The organism is Plantactinospora sp. DSM 117369 (assembly GCF_053764795.1).
The window spans coordinates 131266-147313 of the sequence record NZ_CM132446.1; the positions used below are offsets into that span (position 1 = coordinate 131266).

At 65.4% G+C, this 16048-nt stretch carries 14 protein-coding genes; 2 read left to right on the forward strand and 12 right to left on the reverse strand.

What is annotated here, in order from left to right:
- Nucleotides 1-5 precede the first annotated feature (5 nt).
- The 3 genes from ACSMXO_RS00605 to ACSMXO_RS00615 form a co-directional block, all read right to left on the reverse strand.
- A complete protein-coding gene (locus ACSMXO_RS00605; protein WP_455416331.1) occupies nt 6-266 on the reverse strand; it encodes a hypothetical protein in 261 nt (86 codons plus the stop codon).
- Nucleotides 263-1867 (reverse strand): FtsK/SpoIIIE domain-containing protein, encoded by a 1605-nt coding sequence (locus ACSMXO_RS00610; RefSeq protein ID WP_455416332.1) that lies wholly within the window; start codon nt 1865-1867, stop codon nt 263-265. The genes ACSMXO_RS00605 and ACSMXO_RS00610 overlap by 4 nt, the downstream gene beginning before the upstream one ends.
- Nucleotides 1868-2170: 303 nt before the next feature.
- Nucleotides 2171-2575: a transcriptional regulator gene (locus ACSMXO_RS00615; protein WP_455416333.1), complete on the reverse strand. Its 405-nt coding sequence runs from the start codon at nt 2573-2575 to the stop codon at nt 2171-2173.
- Nucleotides 2576-2773: 198 nt separating this feature from the next.
- Between ACSMXO_RS00615 and ACSMXO_RS00620 the strand changes: the two genes are divergently transcribed.
- On the forward strand, nt 2774-3013 hold the full coding sequence (locus ACSMXO_RS00620; protein WP_455416334.1) for a hypothetical protein: 240 nt from the start codon (nt 2774-2776) through the stop codon (nt 3011-3013).
- A gap of 29 nt (nt 3014-3042) precedes the next feature.
- Here the strand turns inward: ACSMXO_RS00620 and ACSMXO_RS00625 are convergent, their stop codons facing one another.
- From ACSMXO_RS00625 to ACSMXO_RS00635, 3 genes are all read right to left on the reverse strand, one after another.
- Nucleotides 3043-3783: a glycosyltransferase family 2 protein gene (locus tag ACSMXO_RS00625; protein WP_455416335.1), complete on the reverse strand. Its 741-nt coding sequence runs from the start codon at nt 3781-3783 to the stop codon at nt 3043-3045.
- Nucleotides 3780-4592, reverse strand: coding sequence for a GntR family transcriptional regulator (locus ACSMXO_RS00630; protein WP_455416336.1), 813 nt, complete (start codon nt 4590-4592; stop codon nt 3780-3782). Before ACSMXO_RS00630 ends, ACSMXO_RS00625 begins: the two co-directional genes overlap by 4 nt.
- 61 nt (nt 4593-4653) lie before the next feature.
- Nucleotides 4654-5010, reverse strand: coding sequence for a hypothetical protein (locus tag ACSMXO_RS00635; protein ID WP_455416337.1), 357 nt, complete (start codon nt 5008-5010; stop codon nt 4654-4656).
- Between the two features lie 899 nt (nt 5011-5909).
- On the opposite strand from ACSMXO_RS00635, the gene ACSMXO_RS00640 reads away from it, so the two are divergent.
- Nucleotides 5910-6665 (forward strand): GntR family transcriptional regulator, encoded by a 756-nt coding sequence (locus tag ACSMXO_RS00640; protein WP_455416338.1) that lies wholly within the window; start codon nt 5910-5912, stop codon nt 6663-6665.
- Nucleotides 6666-6700: 35 nt separating this feature from the next.
- Here ACSMXO_RS00640 and ACSMXO_RS00645 read toward each other — a convergent pair whose 3' ends face one another.
- The 6 genes from ACSMXO_RS00645 to ispF all read right to left on the reverse strand — a co-directional run bounded on the left by ACSMXO_RS00645 (nt 6701) and on the right by ispF (nt 16033).
- Nucleotides 6701-8662 carry an ATP-binding protein gene (locus tag ACSMXO_RS00645; RefSeq protein ID WP_455416339.1) on the reverse strand — a complete coding sequence of 654 codons (1962 nt, stop codon included), beginning with the start codon at nt 8660-8662 and terminating at the stop codon, nt 6701-6703.
- 869 nt (nt 8663-9531) lie between these two features.
- Nucleotides 9532-10497, reverse strand: a complete 966-nt coding sequence (locus tag ACSMXO_RS00650) for an HNH endonuclease (RefSeq protein ID WP_455416340.1) — start codon at nt 10495-10497, stop codon at nt 9532-9534.
- Between the two features lie 681 nt (nt 10498-11178).
- Nucleotides 11179-11544 (reverse strand): hypothetical protein, encoded by a 366-nt coding sequence (locus tag ACSMXO_RS00655; RefSeq protein ID WP_455416341.1) that lies wholly within the window; start codon nt 11542-11544, stop codon nt 11179-11181.
- A 185-nt stretch (nt 11545-11729) separates the two neighbouring features.
- Nucleotides 11730-12248 (reverse strand): AAA family ATPase, encoded by a 519-nt coding sequence (locus ACSMXO_RS00660; RefSeq protein WP_455416342.1) that lies wholly within the window; start codon nt 12246-12248, stop codon nt 11730-11732.
- Between the two features lie 286 nt (nt 12249-12534).
- Nucleotides 12535-14571, reverse strand: a complete 2037-nt coding sequence (locus tag ACSMXO_RS00665; RefSeq protein WP_455416343.1) for an ATP-binding protein — start codon at nt 14569-14571, stop codon at nt 12535-12537.
- 979 nt (nt 14572-15550) lie between these two features.
- Entirely contained in the window at nt 15551-16033 is a 483-nt protein-coding gene (ispF, locus tag ACSMXO_RS00670) for a 2-C-methyl-D-erythritol 2,4-cyclodiphosphate synthase (protein WP_455416344.1), read from the reverse strand.
- Nucleotides 16034-16048 lie beyond the last annotated feature (15 nt).

The following is a 16048-nucleotide window of genomic DNA, read 5'->3' on the forward strand; positions in this document are numbered from 1 at the left end:
GCTGATCACCTCCGGGCCGGTCGGATGGTGGTGCGGATGTTGTCGGGCGGCTCGCCGAGCGTGGCCACGGCTTCGGACAGGCAGCGCCACAACGCCCACGCCTCATCAGGCGTGAGGTACATACGGCGGCGGCCGGCACCTACGGCCAGGTAGACGGGGTACGGGTCCGGTCGGTCCGGGTCGACGCGCACCGATACGGCCGTGCTCTGCCCGGTGTCGCTCGGGGTGCGAAGGCGGTAGAACCGTCGCCCGGTCGACTCGGTCATGCCTGCTCACCCCCGTCCTTGTCCGGGTCCTGCCGCAGGAGGTTCAGGAGCGCGTCCGGCAGCAGCGGGCCGACGGACCGCTGTCGGGGCAGGGATGGCTGGGCGGGTTCCGGGGCGGTTTCCCGGCCGACCTGGGCCAGGATGTCCGCGGCATCGACCGGAGCCGGGAAGCGCTCAGCCATGGCCCGGATCTCGTCGTCCGAGATGTACGAGAACCGAACCCGGGCGGGTTCCGGGGTGCCGTCGAGGATGACGTACCCGACGCCCTTGGCCCAGCGCGGCATCTGGTCGGCGAGCGCCCCCCGGTCCCGGGCACCATCACCGAGCACCATGTCGACCTGCGACGCCTCGGTCAGGCCGAGCGCGATGCGGGTGGGGAACAGGTCCCGGAACGGCAGTACCTCCTTGCGCGGGTCCTGCAACGCCGCCACCACCAGGACGCCGACCCCGGCACCCTGGGACAGCAGCAGCCCCAACGACGCGGCGATCCGCTTGCGCAGCTCGACGTCTTGGAGATAGGCGGTCAGCGCGGCCATTTCGTCGATGACGACCACGACCAGGGGGTCGGCGACGGTCGGAGTGTGGACCCGGACGGCGCCGGCAAGCCTGGCCTGCCGTTCCCGCATGACGGTGACGGCCTCGTCCAGGAGGTCGGCCATGGCCTCGAACGACTTGCAGGCGAACCGGGCGAACATTGGCCGGCCCATGGCGAATTCCATTCCGCCCTTCGGGTCGATGACCCAGAGTCGGACCAGCCCCGACGCGATCCCGCCGCCGAGTGCGCGGACGAGGGACCACAGCACCGAGCCCTTGCCGCGTCGGGTGGCGCCGCCAACCAGGACGTGAGTTGCCAGCAGGTGCAGGCACCAGGTACTCAGGTCATCCCGCCTGGCCAGCGGCAACGCAGTGAAGTCCGGTACCGCCGGGACGTCGAACGGCGGAACGACAGCACGGAGCGCGTCAGTGCGGACCAGGACCAGGTAGACGACGCTGGGCCGGTCACGGAACCGAACGGCATCGACCGCGCGGAGCAGCCACGCCCAGCGCCCCGACCGGGTTGGCCGGTCGTCGGGGTGCTCGGAGTAGACCCGGGCATGCCGACGCCCGAACGCATACGCCAGGTTCGACGTGACCCGTTGGAAGTCCTCCGGCGTCTGACCGCGCACCATCCGGACCGCCAGCACGTCCAACGCCGGATCAGAGCGCACCGACAGCAGCCGAGGCAGGACCGTCTGATGGTCGTACCGCTCGGCCAGCCCGCACAGGGTCATAGCCTCCCGCCACACCCGGCGGTAGACGGTCACCCGGCGGAACCAGCCGAGCAGCGGACCAGCGAACCAAGTCCACCACGATGCTTCGTGCCGCCACCGCCACACCGCCGACACCCCGGCGACCAGGACCAGCAGGGTGACGAGACCTTGCCAGCCGTAGTCGAGGTAAACGGTAAGAAGGAACGCCGTCGACACGGTGGCGACCGGATGGCGCAGGCACCACCACAGGGCCCGCCAGCCCCAGCGCAACAGCAGGCCGGAAATCACCAGCCACAACGGCAGTTCGAGCCGCTTGGGCCGGATCACCATCAGGTCCCCGGCCGAGGTCATCACGACTTCACCCCGAGGCCGCCCGATCATCGGACACCCCGCAGGGACACGAACCGGCCCGATGCGTCCCGCACAGCCGGCAGCGGCAGGACGAGCTGATCCCCGCACAATGGGCAACGGCCGTCCGCGCTGTCGGTCGGGTCGAACCGGGACTGACACACACCACACCGCGACCGCACCTGGGCCGTACGGCGCCTACGCTTGGACACGTCAAAGACCTCTCTCGTCACGAGCAGGGGGATTTGGCAAGAGGGCGGGGCTGCCGTCCGCCAAGACCAGACAGCCCCGCCCACCCAGCAGCGGTCAGGCCGCCGCCAACGACGAGTCACGGGTGACGCCGGCCGGGGCACGCATCCCGGTTGCCCGCAGCGAGTACGCCATCCGGCCGTTGTTCGCCACGTACGGCGTCACGGTCATCCCGTCGAACTCCACCGCCTCGAACGGCACTCCCGTCGGCGGCACCGGCTGGACGTCGGCCGAGATCTTGACCGTCGTCTCCCGCGACCGCTTCCCGAGTTCCGGGTCGAGGTCCATCACCCGGACCTGCCACACCCGCTGACCCGTCACCTTGTCCTTCGCCGGAGACCGCCGCCCCGTCTTCTCGTCGTAGTCCTCCACCTCACCCAGCGACTCGGGCACCAACGCGCACCCCGCCGGGAACACGTCCTCACACCGGACCGCGAACCGGGTCCCACCACGCAGAGCCATCGCCCAGACCTCCGAGACTTGTCTGCCAAGTAGTCGACTTGGCTGCCATGTATGCGAAGGTATGGCGACTTGGCAGACAAGTCAACAAGTCGGTCGGAAGTTGTCTGCTTTGAGCAAGAAGTCGTGTCTACGCGAGATGGTGGCGACTCAGCTCTGAGTGGGTTGGCAGCCGAGCCAGAAGCCGACAAGCTGCGGTGCATGGGGCAACGCGTTGATCAACAGAAGGACGTCGAGCGGCTTCTCTACGAGCTGTGCGTCAAGCTGGGCTTCTGCCTACCGCCCGCCGAGAGCCGCCAACTGTGCGAGTCACCCCCACGCGACGTGGACAGCTTCACCGACGCGGTGTTCGAAGCGGAAGGTATGGGCGACATGTCTTACACAGACCTCCGCCAGCAGGTGTGGAAGGTCGTCCATGAGCACATGAGCCGTTGGGCGTAGCGTCAATGACTTGCCTCGGTTGACCAGGGTCAGGAGATCAACGACAACAGCGCGAAGGCCCGTGCTTCGATGATTCGCATCCGTGCGGCGTGTTCGGCCGGGTCGCGGTGCGCGGCCTGGCCGGTCATCTGGCCGGGCCACTTCCGATAGAGCAGGCCGGGTTCGGCGATGAAGTAGCCGTCACTGACGACGTTGGCCGCGATGAGTAGGCCGGTGTCCTCGGAGGCGGGTAGGGCCATCCAGCCACCGAGGGCCAGGAGGAGATCCCGGCGCATGCACAGGGTCGCCGGGTGTACGGGTGCCCGGTAGTCGTTGGCCTTCCAGAAGGCGAGAACCGCACCGCGGCTGATCGGTCCGTCGGGCGGGTCCTTGTCCCAGCCGTGCGTTGACCCGTCGGGGTGCAGGTCCAGGACCCGTGACGTGACCCAGCCGAGGCGTGGATTGTCGGTGAGCGTGGCGATGTCCCGGGCGAGCGCGCCCGGGGTGAGTTGGTCGTCCGCGTCGAGGACTTTGACGAACTCGCCTTCCGCCCGCGCCAGCGCGAGAGTCCGGGCGACGCCGGGGCCACCCGGCCGGCCGCTGCCAGCGAGGATTCGGGGATCGTCGGGGAGCTGGTCGAGCAGTAGCCCATCCTGCCCGTCCTCCTGGACGAGCCACTGCCAGTCCCACCCAGCCGGCATCTTCTGACCGGCCAACGACCCGTACGCGTCGGCGAGGTAGCCGACACTGGGCCAGTGAACCGGCGTGACGACCGAAACGAGTCGGCTCAAGCGTTCCACCGCTTCAGCTTGGTCGTGAAGCAGAGTTCTGTCCGGTCACCTGGGAAAACGATGTCCGCGATCTCTACCACGCGATCCCGGATGTCGTACGACGTCTTGCGCACGTCCAGGACGGCAACCCCGGCCTCGATGTCGAGTAGTTCCGCCTCGTCTGGCAGCGGCGGCCGGGCTTGTACGACCTCTTCGATCCGGTCCAGCTCGATGCCGACGGTGGAGAGCTGATGTTGGGTGCCGCCTGGCCATGGTTCGTAGTCGGCGGACAGTAGTTGCTTGTTGCCCTTCACCAGGTCATACGGCAGGTAGGAGTACGACGCCGACAGTGGCGCGGTTTCGTGCCGGGAACTGGTCCAGTAGACCCGCCGCAGCAGCGGCGCACCGACCGGCAGCCCGAACGCCGCCGCCATCTCCTCGTCCGCCTTCACCTGCGAGTACTCGGCGTGGAACTTGAGATCATCCACCGTCAGGCCGGTGTCATGCTCAGTGCCGCCGGTCCGCCGCCGCTCGGCCTCGTCGAGCAGTACCCGGTCCTTCTCCCACTGGTACCGCTCAGTGTTGCGCCGGCGGACCCGCTGGCGGGGCGCCCGGACGTAGGTGCCCCGACCCTGTTCGGCCCGGACCAGGCCCCATTCCCGAAGCTGCCGGATGGCATTGCGGACGCTGGTCCGAGACAGCCCGGACGAGTCGGCCAACTCCGTCTCGCTCGGCATGGCCGTGCCCCGGGGAAGCTCGCCGCTCTCGATTCGGGCGCGCAGTTCCTCCGCGAGCTGGAGGTAGCGCGGACGCCAGTCACGAGAGTTCACGGCGCTTACGCTACCGCCTAGACGTTGATACGTCTGCCGGGCCGTCGACCTGTCGCGCCGGTCAGTCACAGCCCTCGTCCCCAAGCAGCGGATCATCTCGAAGCTGCCAGGCTCCGACCGGATGCGGAAGGTGGATGATCTCGGAAAGGATGCGGCCGGTCTGCGCGAATGTGAGCAGTACGGTTTCGGTAGACCCGTAGCGCGTGACGCCGACCTTCAACAGCGGGGCGTGCGCGGCGCCGCGATCGGCGACGAGTTGGACGCTGAGCCAACCGCTGCCCTCCCGGCCGACGGTCGCCAGCCGGCTACGGTGTTTTGTGTCTGTCGAGACGCAGCCTTGACACCAGACGGGACACGCATCACCTGATCCGGTTCCCGCGTCCGGGTCTCCTCGGTGGTTCTGGTCACGCCGGGCCATCGTCGTCTCCCCGTGGCGGGGTGAATCCCGCTTGGCGCAGCAGGTCGTCCAGGTGCCGGGCGAGCCGCCACACCTCGGCAAGCCGGAGCACCGCCCCGCCGGATCCCCGCCCCCGCCCGACAGCATGGAACCCGACCATGGGCTGACCCGCCTGCCCGGCGAACAGGTACACAGCGACGCTGCCACCGCCGCGCCGGTCGCCCAATGTCCGTACCGGCCCTTTGTGGTGGCGAAGCGTGTGCTGCATCTGCGGCGGAACCACGAACTCACACCGCTGAGGTACACACCAGGGCGGGTGTACCAGCTCGCGCCGCTGCCCGGACGCCTCGCTCATCGGAGCCGCCTCCCGCCACGTCCTCGGAACTCCTGCCCGAGCGTCAACAGCGGAGCATCTCGCCAACAGGCGTACTCACGCGTTCGGGCCGTAGCCCAGGGCGGCATCGCGGGCCGAGGAGTCGCATGGGCCACGACTCGGCGCGCAGAGGGCACGGGCCGTAGATGTCGAGTGTGGCGCCCAAGCGACCGCCAGAACGCGAGCCAGACAAGTAAGCGAGCACGACGCATCACGACCTCCTTGCAGGGTGATTGAGAGGGCCGGTGGCCGGCTTCCCGGGAACGCTGGACCGGCCAGCGGCCCCGATGACGGCGCGGCGCACCACCGAGATGGCGGCGTCGGGTATCGCCGTGCCCAGCTCAGGCACACATGGAACGCGTCGAACCCGTGTCCGGCGCGTCGGTGAACTTGGATGTGCGGCCGGGGTCACCGGCATGCCAACCCCTTGCCAGCCAGCTACCCGGCCGCACAACTGAAAGGTACCTACAACTAGTCGACTTGTCTATACATCCATCATGACCATGGATGGCTGACGAGAACACGGCAGACAGGTACCGTGGTGTCCGTGCCAACCCCGCACAGACAACCTCGATACAGGGCCATTGCCGACGAGTTGCGTCACCGCATGACCACGGGCGTCATCCCAGCCGGCGCCCTCATCCCTTCAGAGAAGACACTGACTGCGGAGTTCCGGGTTGCGCGAGGAACGATCCGCCAGGCTATTAACGTGCTCCGGAGCGAGGGCTTAGTCGTCACCGACCACGGCCGTGGCACCTACGCCCGTCCAGACCTCCCGGTACGTCATTTCGGTCCTGAGCGCTACAGAGCTCAACGACAAGAGGCGCCCGTGAACGGGGCTGATTGCAACCGACAACACGGCACTGAGCAGACTGAAAATGCATATCAAGAGGTAGTCGCAACGGCCGAGCTGGCCGACCTGTGCCAAGTCGAGCCTGGAACCGTACTGCTTGAACACCGCGCCCTGTATCGCGAACGGGGCGTGCCCTATCAGATAGTAACCTCGTATCTTTCGTCCGAGATGATGATCGAACTTCCTTTAGCGAAGGCGGAGGATGCTCCGTGCCCGAGCGAGCACATCGTGCGCTTGCGGAATGCCGGTATTGCCGTGACTAAGATTCTGGAGGTTGTCCGAGCGCGCGCACCTAGCGTCGATGAGATGCGGGCCCTTCAGTTATCGATAGGCGTACCCGTTCTCGCAATAACTCGGCGTACGTTCTCGGGAGAACGCGTTGTGCACGTCTCGGCGGATATAGTAATGCGAGCCGATTGTGTCGCAGTCGAATATGCGATCACTACTTGAGGAGGCTGCGGCCCTCGGAGCAGGCGCTAGAAAGCCTAGGGAGAAGGGCTCGTTCCAGGTGGGGCTTGTAGGGAATCTGGAATGTACTCGTCGTATGCTTCACGAAGGTAGCGTGTAACGCGCTCGTCAGTTGCTTCATAGTCAAGCTGCTTCTGAAAAAAGGATAGCTTGCGCTCGGCGGAGTCGAGTATCTCTCCCCAGCTCTTCACCCATACCTCGTACTCATCTTGGTCGTCAGCAAGTCCCGCAGGTTTATCGCGCTGATGGATATCGCGTCCGATGGACTGCTGGTACTCATAGGTGACGAGGATGAACTTCCACTTGCACCGCGTGCCGCGATACTGCGGATCTTCCACAATCGCTCTCGCGTACGACTTGATCTGATCAAGTTCTGTTCTGCCTACCTCCACCGTCGGACGTTTCAACTCGACAATGAGTCGTTCATTTTGGCGCTCGTCACCTATTCCCCTGTACAAGAGAATATCGACTCGCCCGGTACGGCCGTCCTCACGTAACACGCTCTGAAGTTCGCCTTCCAGGGCTACTTCCCCACCGAGAAGCCGGAGATACTCCCTCAGAACGTGAGTCAAACCTACCTCGGTCCGCGCTAGAGTCCATTCTTCTCCGAACAGCCACAAGTTTTTGGCAATCATAGGATGCAATTGGTCGACTTCGCGCAAATCGGCGCGTAGGGCGGGGTCTGCGAGTAGCTTCCGAAGTCCGCCGACGAAGTTGAGCCTGTCGACAATAGTATTAGTTGCGCTAATTACGCTCGACAAATGAGTGTCGGCTATTAGGCGACTTAGATGAGTGCGCTCTTGAGGGCTGAGCGATAGGACTCGGTCAAGGATGTTATGTAGGTCGGTTGGACTCCTTTCAAGCGCGGAATGAATTAGGTTTACTGAGAGTTGACGAGGCGTTCCGCGTGGTGGCAATGCATTACGTGCGACGGTCATCACTAGGTCAAATGTCTGGCGCTCGACGACTTGGGTAGGGCTGGTTTCCCGCACGTCGTATGGATACAAGCCCTCGCTCTTCAGTTGATCTATCACCTGACTTGAAATCTCGTTGCGCCGTACAGCCAAATGTTTCCTGATTGCCTGTTCGGCCGCGTAAAGGAGGGCGGCATGCTTCATCGGCAAGATATGAATCTCTTCCGATGGCATGTTGCCGAACCCTCTCCACCGCAAATATGGAGTGAAGGACACGACAGAGTCATGCCAGTCTTCCCCGTGCTCGGTGAGGGCAATACCTTGCGCGTTGCATACGAGCATCTTGCGATCGCTGATTCGCGTCTTCCACTCGACGAATGTTACAAAGGGTGGGGAGTCGGATTGATATTCAGGTGGAACGTCAAGAGGTAGATCGATGATGCTTTGAATAATGTTGTCTGGGTTGAGGATGGAGCTTTCGTACTCCACCTTCACCGAGGGGTACGCCCGGAGGTAGAAGGCGAACCTAGCTGCTAGATTATCCGGCGCCCCTTCGCTTTCAAGTGCGCGAAGTCGCTTGCCCTGCGGAACACCAATAGTTACAACTGTCCCTGTGCTGTCGGTGGTCTCGACGGGCTCATCTATCTGCCAGACTGTCGGCCTTCTCCGGTCCCCACTAATGCGAGTTCTCAGGTTCCGCGCTTCAACCGTCGCCACCGATTCCCATGTAAGGTCGTCGCCGAGAGCTAAGGCATAAAGCCGTCCCTCGCCATTCTTGCCATGAAGAATCCGTTTGTCGCCTACAGTGTGAGTTCGGCGAGCCTTCCAGGTATCACCGTACTCCTGGAACGACTCACGTGCCTGGTTGGGCGTTATGCCGTTACCGTTGTCTATTACAACTATACGCTCAATGGCGCCAATTGGGCCGCGATGAATCTCTACGCGGACCGATGTTGCGTTGGCATCCAGGCCATTCCAAATAAGCTCCGCAATTGCGGCAATTGGCCGCTTATGTTCGAACTGTCTTATTTTTGGTTCCCCAACGGAGAGTAGGACCTCTGGCATCGCCGGCTCCCGTCCTAGATCGCCTGGGATCGCGGAGCACTAAGGTTAGTGACCGCCCCGACGCCTCACTGTCGCCTTCTTGTCACCACGCTCTTGATCCCGCCTTGGGCCCGGGGTCGCCCCGTTACAGGCGAGGCGCATCGGCGCGAGAGGGACGACCGACTTACGCGAGGAACCGACCAAGACCTGTCGCATCAGCAGGAACACGAGTGAAGCGTCTACCGGGTGCCCATGATTTTTCCATCGTCCTTGCCACACTCGCTGCCGAATAGTTCTCTATCTGATCAAGGCGCTCCGCGCGGCGCGGGCCGGGCGCGGCAACCGGCTCCTGCGGAGCCGCCGCCCCGGGCCGCCTCCGGCGCCCGGGGCGGAAAGTCAGCCGGCCCGCAACCCACGCCCGCCCCGCGCGTCAGCCCTGGTCTGTGGAGGGAATCAGGGGACGTAGCCGACAGGTTCCGGGCAGCGCAGACGACAGCACCGACGCTCTCCTACCGGCAGACACCGAAGCCCCGGGCGACCATGCCCGGGGCCGTCGTCTACGTCGAACGGGGGCGAGGCCACCGCGGGGACCGGGGGAGAGGAGAGAGCGGAAGCGGAAGGTTGGGGGAGGATCTGTTTAAGGCGCCTCCGGCGGGGGTCTTCCGACTCCGGGATGGAGTTGCCGAACGGTTCCGGTACGTGGGTGGTTGAGGATCTGCCCATCCCGCCCGCCATCGACCCAGGCAAGCCGAGCAGACCTGCCCCTGGGTGACAAGGTCGTTCGTCCGGTAGGGCGCTCCACCTTGTCACCCAGGGGCAGGCCCGCTCCACGGAGTGTGGGTCGACGGCAGACGGGATGGGCGAGGGCTTAGTCGCAGCTCGCGTGGGAGCTAGGACAAGCTCTTCAACCATTCTTCATAACGCCATCGCAGTGCATCAGGATGAGGTTTCCTGGGTAGTCCCGCGATCGACGAAGAGATGATCCCCAAGGCCGCCGCGGCCGGTCCATCTGGCCTAGTTTCAACGGCATACGTCTCCGGATTAATTGCGAAGAGCCCCGCATCAAAGGCCCTATGGAGCGCAGCATTCAACGGCAGTCCGTTCCGCGGGTCATCCGTTCCCCCAACCGCGTCCGGCACTAGATGTGCGGCATCAATCATCTCCGCCACCGCGATCCCTGAGAGCGGACATCGCGCCCCATACCGCAAGAAAACCTTCAGCTTGAATTCCTGCTGGCCGGGCCGAGTACGCACCGTACCCACGCGACGTCTGCTCCGGTTACCATAGAGCTCGAAGGTCGAGGCATCCGAACGGTCTTCATTAATAATCTCTGCCGGCGACTGTTCCATAAATTTGATCAGGAACCGCTTACTGGCGTCATCCCAACCCGCAACCCAACCGAACTCTACTCGGCGCATCTTGGAGCTAGGCGTCGGACGCGTTATGACAAACAACGGGAGATCGAGCTCTGCACACCCCTTAAGCGCTCGTATTTCCGCTTTATCTCGTCCGGGTGGCCGGTCTGTCTCTGGGTAGTGGTAGAAGATACCCGACTCACTGAGGTCGTCCGGATAGTGGCGACCGGTATGCATTACCCCGACCGCTACACCTCCAGCACGCAGGCCAGTGGTCCGCTTGGCGTCGACCCAAACCCCCTGCCCCCCGCCATAGACAGTCAGCCCACGAAGAAAGGCGGGAGTAACCAAACCAGAAGAGCCCGCTTCATCTCTGACTTGCTCCCACCACTCGCGTCTGCGGGTCCGCTCGCTGTCAACTAGCGCCGCTGTCATCCCGAGATAGGTCTCCGTCTTGCCCGAACCCGCCGGGGCGGAAATGATCACCTGCAAGGTCTCCAAGGCTGCTACCTCCCCGGCCACAGGCTAGCGAGGATCTACGACAACATGGGGACACGTCACAGTCCGCAGCGCGCGCACGTAGCGGGCCAGGCTGTCTCCAGGCCGTCGAACGGCGACCAACAACGATCATCGACGTACCGGAATGTAACCAGGTAACAGCCTTTATCGGGGCCGCAAGCAGGAAGGCGACGGGCGAGTCGACCTGTAGGCCGGACGTTGGTCGTGGGCCGCAGGTGCCACCATGATCATCGGGCACAGATCCGGCACAATCGAGAGCGAAACGGCTGTCAGATGTTGGCAACCACCGGAAGCTCAAGCGCTGGTCAGCGCGGCGATCCGTCCGATTCAGGCCTATCGATGGCCAGCGAGAGGCTTGGGGTTCTAGTCTCCGCCCATCGCCACCTCGTCACGCCAACTCGCCACCGAGCCACCAGGATCGCCCTCCGTTCCATCCGCGCCGCGTCCTCGGCCAACCCGCGTGCCCCCTACGTGCCCGTAGCGTCGGGAAGCCACGGGGAACGGCGGTCAGCCATGGACACCGTGACCAGGAGCGCAGCCCGTTGACCTTGGCCTGGATCGGCGCCCCAGCGAGTTCCCAAGCTGACAGTGCGGGTTCGATTCCCGTCACCCGCTCCACCACGAAGGCCCTGGTCAGATGCCAAGTCCGACCAGGGCCTCTGTCTAGAAGATTTCAAGTTGGCCAGGATGAGTGGTCGGCGGATCCGGCATTGGCAAAAGCTCTCCAGCCTCGACGGCCAAGCGGTCGATCGTGTCGACCGGCACAAGGAAGGCGATGTGCCAGGTCTCGTCGTCCTGGCCGATCAGGGCCGTGACAGTGTCGCCGTTGATCGCCCAGTGCACCGGTATGCCGGCGGCATCGCCGATCTGCAACGAGCGTCGTGCGGCCCAGTCGGCTTCACGGATCGACCGCAGGCGGGCAACCTCGCTGAGGTGGGCACAGAAGTGAAACTCCCACGATGGTGCTTGCAGCATCACCGTAACGACAGCCGGATCGTCCGCGTTGCGATCGATCATCACGTTGACCACCTGGGAAGGATGACAGACGTGACCCGGTGACATGTGCCAGGCTTCGGCGTCCGGCGTGCCCCTACGTGCCCGTAACGCCGGGAAACCACGGGGAACTACGGCGTGCCCTCCGGTTCCGCGTGCCCTTCCGTGCCCTTCGTCGTTCGCCGGCCGGATCGGCGGGCGCCTGGCGGGTGGGGCGGGGCTCAACTCCTGACGGCCTTTGCGATCTTCAGGGCGGCCTGGGCGGGCGTGAGGTGCGTGGTGTCGACGATCTCGGCCTCGTCGCGCAGCCACGTGCGAGCCGCCTCCGCATAGGGCTCGAGGTATTTGAGGCGGAACGGGGAGGGGAGGGGGTGTTCCCCCGCGATACGTCGGCGGAGGGTGTCTTGGTCGGCGTGGAGGACGAAGTGCCTTACCGGGATGGCATGGTGGGCGAGGCCCGTGCTGATCTCGCGCCAGTACTGCTCGACCAGGACAGTCATGGGCATCACCAGGGTGCCGCCGGTGTAGTCGAGTACGCGGCGGGCGGTCTCGACCACGAGTTGCCGCCACGGCGGCCAGTGCTGGAAGTTGTCCGTCGCAGGTAGCCCCGGCGTGATGTCCATGAGTGTCTCGCCGACCTTCTCGGCGTCGAACACCCGTGAGTCCGGGATCAGTTGCTGCACGAGTGCACTGGTCGTCGTCTTACCTGCGCCGTGGGTGCCGTTGAGCCACACGATCATGGGACCGACGCTACCTGTAGCGCGTTGCCCGGGAGGTCGACGTTCGACCTGATGCCGTTCGGTTCCAGCGACCGTGACCAGGTTTCAGTTACCGGGGCTCGACTCAAAGCGCCGGAGGTCTCATGGGCACGATTCCCGCCATTCATCGCTGGTAACCGCCATCTATCGCTGGCAGCCACACGTTGCCGGCTCCAACGAGCATGGTCACCGCCCGTACGGCCTCGTCAAATGCCGTGACCAGCAATAATCCGAGACTCAATGTATCTGAGCCCGGCTGTCGCCTGTTTCACGAGGGCGTGGTGCGGGAGCGGGTCAGCGCGTGCGTCCTGGCGCGGATCCGCTCGGCGTCGGGGTGGCCGAGTTCGTCGAGGATGTGCAGCGCCTGCTGCCAGGTACGACGGGCACTGTCCTGCTTACCGGCGGCCAGGTAGGCGTCGGCCAGCCGGGTGAGGGTATCCGCCTCACCGTGGCGCTCGCCGAGCCGGTGGAACAGGGCGACCGAACGTTGGTAGCAGGTGATCGCCTGCCCGTGCCGGCCGAGGTGGTGTTGGGCGTACCCGAGGCTGTCCAAGGTCGCGGCCTGGGCGGCTAGGTGGCCGAGTTTCCGCTGCAGGGCGAGGGCTTCCTGGCAGTAGGTGAGCGTTTGCTCGTACTCGCCGAGCAGCGCGAGGCACCAACCTATCGCGTTGAGGGTCCTGGCCATGCCCACGCGGTCGCCAACGGCACGATAGAGGTCGAGTGCCTGTCGCGCGTGATGGAGCGCCTGCTGGTGGCGGCCACGCTGCTCGAACACGTTGCCCAGACTGCGGTGGGTGTTGGCCTGGCCGGTCCGGTCATCGAGCCCTCGATAGAGGTCCATCGCCTCCTTCAGGTGTGTCTCCGCCTCGCCGCTGCGGTCGAGGAGGAGGAGGGCGCGGGCGATGGCACGGTGCGAATGCGCCTCAGAGATCCGGTCAGCCATCCGCCGAGCGGCTTCAAGCGCGCTGCGCTGGATGTCGGCCCAGTCTTGCCAGTGTCCCTGTAGGTCGAGGAAGGGAATCAGAGCCCAGGCCAACCGCCAGGTGTGGACGTCGAAGCCTGCGGCGGCGGCCTGCTCGACGAGGGTCAGCAGCACCGGACGTTCCGTCGTGAACCAGGCCAGCGCCTGCTCGTGGTCCCGGATGTCGGCAGGGGTTACCTCGGAGCATGGGGGCGGCAGGGCCACCTGTTCCCAGTGCGGGTTCAGCAGCATGGCTGCGGCGTCAGCCGTACGCAGGTAGTGGTCGAGCAGTCGGTGGCCCGCCGCTCGATTGTCCGCCTCGGTCTGCAGGGTGCCGGCGAGTTCGATGGCGTATGCGCGCAGCAGATCGTGCAACTCGTAGCGGCCGGGCCTTCGCTCGGTGAGCAGATGTGTTCGGGTCAGCTCGGACAGCAGCCGGCGGGCCTCGCGAACGCTGCACCCGGCGATGCTGGCCGCGGCCAGGACGGTGACATCGGGGCCTGGGTGGACGGCCAGCAGGCGGAACAGTCGGGCGGCCGGCGGACTCAGCGCCTGGTGCGACCAGGAGAGGGCGGCCCGTACGTCGGCAGCCACGTCGCCGGCCGTGAGAGTGTCCAGGCGGTCACGGGTCTCGCGCAGCTCGCCCGCGAGCGCCTGGAGCGAGAAGCTGGGATGGGTGGCGGCGCGGGCGCCCACCACGGCCATCGCCAAGGGTAGCCCTGCGCACGCGTCGATGATGTCGTTGACGGCCCTCGGCTCGGAGGCGGCGCGGGCTTCGCCGAGCCGGGCAGCCAACAGGTCGCGAGCCTCCTCAGCCGGCGGCACATCCAGCATGATCGGGTAGGCGCCCTCGGCCGCGACGAGGCTGGAGAGCTGATTCCGACTGGTCACCAAGACCAGACATCCCGGTGTGCCGGGCAGCAACGGGCGTACCTGCTCGGCGTCGCGGGCGTTGTCCAGCACCACCAGCATGCGTCGTCCGGCCAGCAGACTGCGGTACAGACCGACCTGTGCGTCGGGATCGGCGGGGATCTGCTGCGGTGCCACACCCAGGGCGTGCAGGAATCCGCGTAACGCCTCCTGAGGACATCTGGGCGAGCCGGTCGGATCGAATGCCCGGAGGTTCACGTAGAGCTGACCGTCGTCGAACCGGTCCGCGACGCGGTGTGCCCAGTGCACCGCCAGCGCGGTCTTACCCACCCCGGCCATGCCGGCGATCGCCGAGATGACGACCGTGCCGTACCCACCCGCCTCAGCGGTCAGTTGGCGTTCGAGCTGGCGCAACTGTGCCGTCCGCCCGATGAAGCCGGGTATCGCTCTCGGGAGCTGCGTCGGTCTCGGCATCGTGAGCCCGGTCATGGACCGGGTTGGTGCCTCCTCCGTCGCGGCGGTTGCGATGCGCAAATTCGGGTTTGTTTCATCGCTGGACTCGACGGCGAGCCGCCGCCAGGCCCGGCGCCATAGCTGAACCTCAGCCGCGATCATGGACTCAGGTTGGCCGCCGGCCCGCAGACACGCCGTGACATAAAGATCCACGAACTCCAGGCGCGGTAGTTTCGGCAAGCCCTTGCCGTTGAGGACCCAGGAGATGGTCGTGGGCGGTAGCGCGGTCACCTCGTCGCCGTTGGACGCCTGGACGAAGCCTGCCAGGCGCTGCAGCGCCCGCAACGAGGGCTGACCGGACCACCGCCGGAGGTGGGCCAGGCGGACGACAAACGCCTCCGGCGTGTCCACATCCGACGGACGCGGGGGACCGGTCGGTGTCGCTACCGGCACTGCGGCCTCCGAGATCTGATCATGCCCCTGGACCATCGTGAGGCGATCGAGCATAGTCGCGCCGTACTCGACGAACTCGGTCCCCTGGTCACATGTCCCGGACTCTTGGATGAGGACGTCCGGCCCTTGATAAGAACAAGGAGGTGCCCACTGAGTAGGAATGGTCGGGCTTCTCGAAGGCCCTGATCGCCTGTCTCGGAAGGCACTTGCCAGGTGAGGACGACCCGCGCAGGCCCGAAGATTACCGTAATCGGCTACGGGACTCTTCGAGTTCGGCGGGGTTGCGGTGTCCTGGTGATGCCGGACGGCGGCGGCGGTGCGGGTGCGGAGGCGTTGGCTGTCGGTGTTGCGCGAGCCGTAGGAGTCGCGGGCGGCGGTTTGACGACGCGCCTGGTTCCTTCTGATCCGGCGTCGGTGATGCCGGTACGCAGGAACGCGTGGAACTTGCGGGCGACGACCGCCTCAGGAGCCGCCCTGGTGGTGGGCGACCGCAGCGGATCCCTGGCCGTCCAGTGAACGCGGAGGCCAGGGAACATCGAGGACAGGGTCAGGGCGTTGCGCGATAGATTAACGCCGTTGCGATCGCGGCCAGCCCTTCGTCTCTCCCGAGGAAGCCTAGCCCGTCGGTCGTCGTCCCCGTTATCCGCACGTCCGCCTCGACGGCCTCTGACAGTACCCTCTCGGCCTCGTTGCGGCGCGGGGCGATTTTTGGCGTACTTCCCACAACCTGAACTGCGACATTGCCAATCTCGAAGCCGGCGTTGCGTACGCGCAGTGCCGTATCGGCGAGAACCCGACGGCCGCTGGCGTTCGCCCAATCCGGATCATCGACACCGTAGACACTCCCCACGTCCCCCAACCCGGAAGCGGACAGGAGGGCGTCACAGGCCGCATGGGCGGCGACGTCGGCGTCGGTATGGCCGTCCAGGCCCGGGACTCCCTCCCATCGAAGGCCACCGACCCAGCATGGACGTTCGCCGTTGAAAGCGTGAACGTCGATTCCAATTCCTATCCGGGGTACGACAAACATGACCAGACCTTTGCG

Bases quoted from the DNA above. Each gene is read 5' to 3' on its own strand.
- ACSMXO_RS00605 (WP_455416331.1), bottom strand. From the start codon at position 266: ATGACCGAGTCGACCGGGCGACGGTTCTACCGCCTTCGCACCCCGAGC.
- ACSMXO_RS00610 (WP_455416332.1), bottom strand. From the start codon at position 1,867: ATGACCTCGGCCGGGGACCTGATGGTGATCCGGCCCAAGCGGCTCGAA.
- ACSMXO_RS00615 (WP_455416333.1), bottom strand. From the start codon at position 2,575: ATGGCTCTGCGTGGTGGGACCCGGTTCGCGGTCCGGTGTGAGGACGTG.
- ACSMXO_RS00620 (WP_455416334.1), top strand. From the start codon at position 2,774: ATGGGGCAACGCGTTGATCAACAGAAGGACGTCGAGCGGCTTCTCTAC.
- ACSMXO_RS00635 (WP_455416337.1), bottom strand. From the start codon at position 5,010: ATGGCCCGGCGTGACCAGAACCACCGAGGAGACCCGGACGCGGGAACC.
- ACSMXO_RS00645 (WP_455416339.1), bottom strand. From the start codon at position 8,662: ATGCCAGAGGTCCTACTCTCCGTTGGGGAACCAAAAATAAGACAGTTC.
- ACSMXO_RS00660 (WP_455416342.1), bottom strand. From the start codon at position 12,248: ATGATCGTGTGGCTCAACGGCACCCACGGCGCAGGTAAGACGACGACC.
- ACSMXO_RS00665 (WP_455416343.1), bottom strand. From the start codon at position 14,571: ATGCCGAGACCGACGCAGCTCCCGAGAGCGATACCCGGCTTCATCGGG.
- ispF (WP_455416344.1), bottom strand. From the start codon at position 16,033: ATGTTTGTCGTACCCCGGATAGGAATTGGAATCGACGTTCACGCTTTC.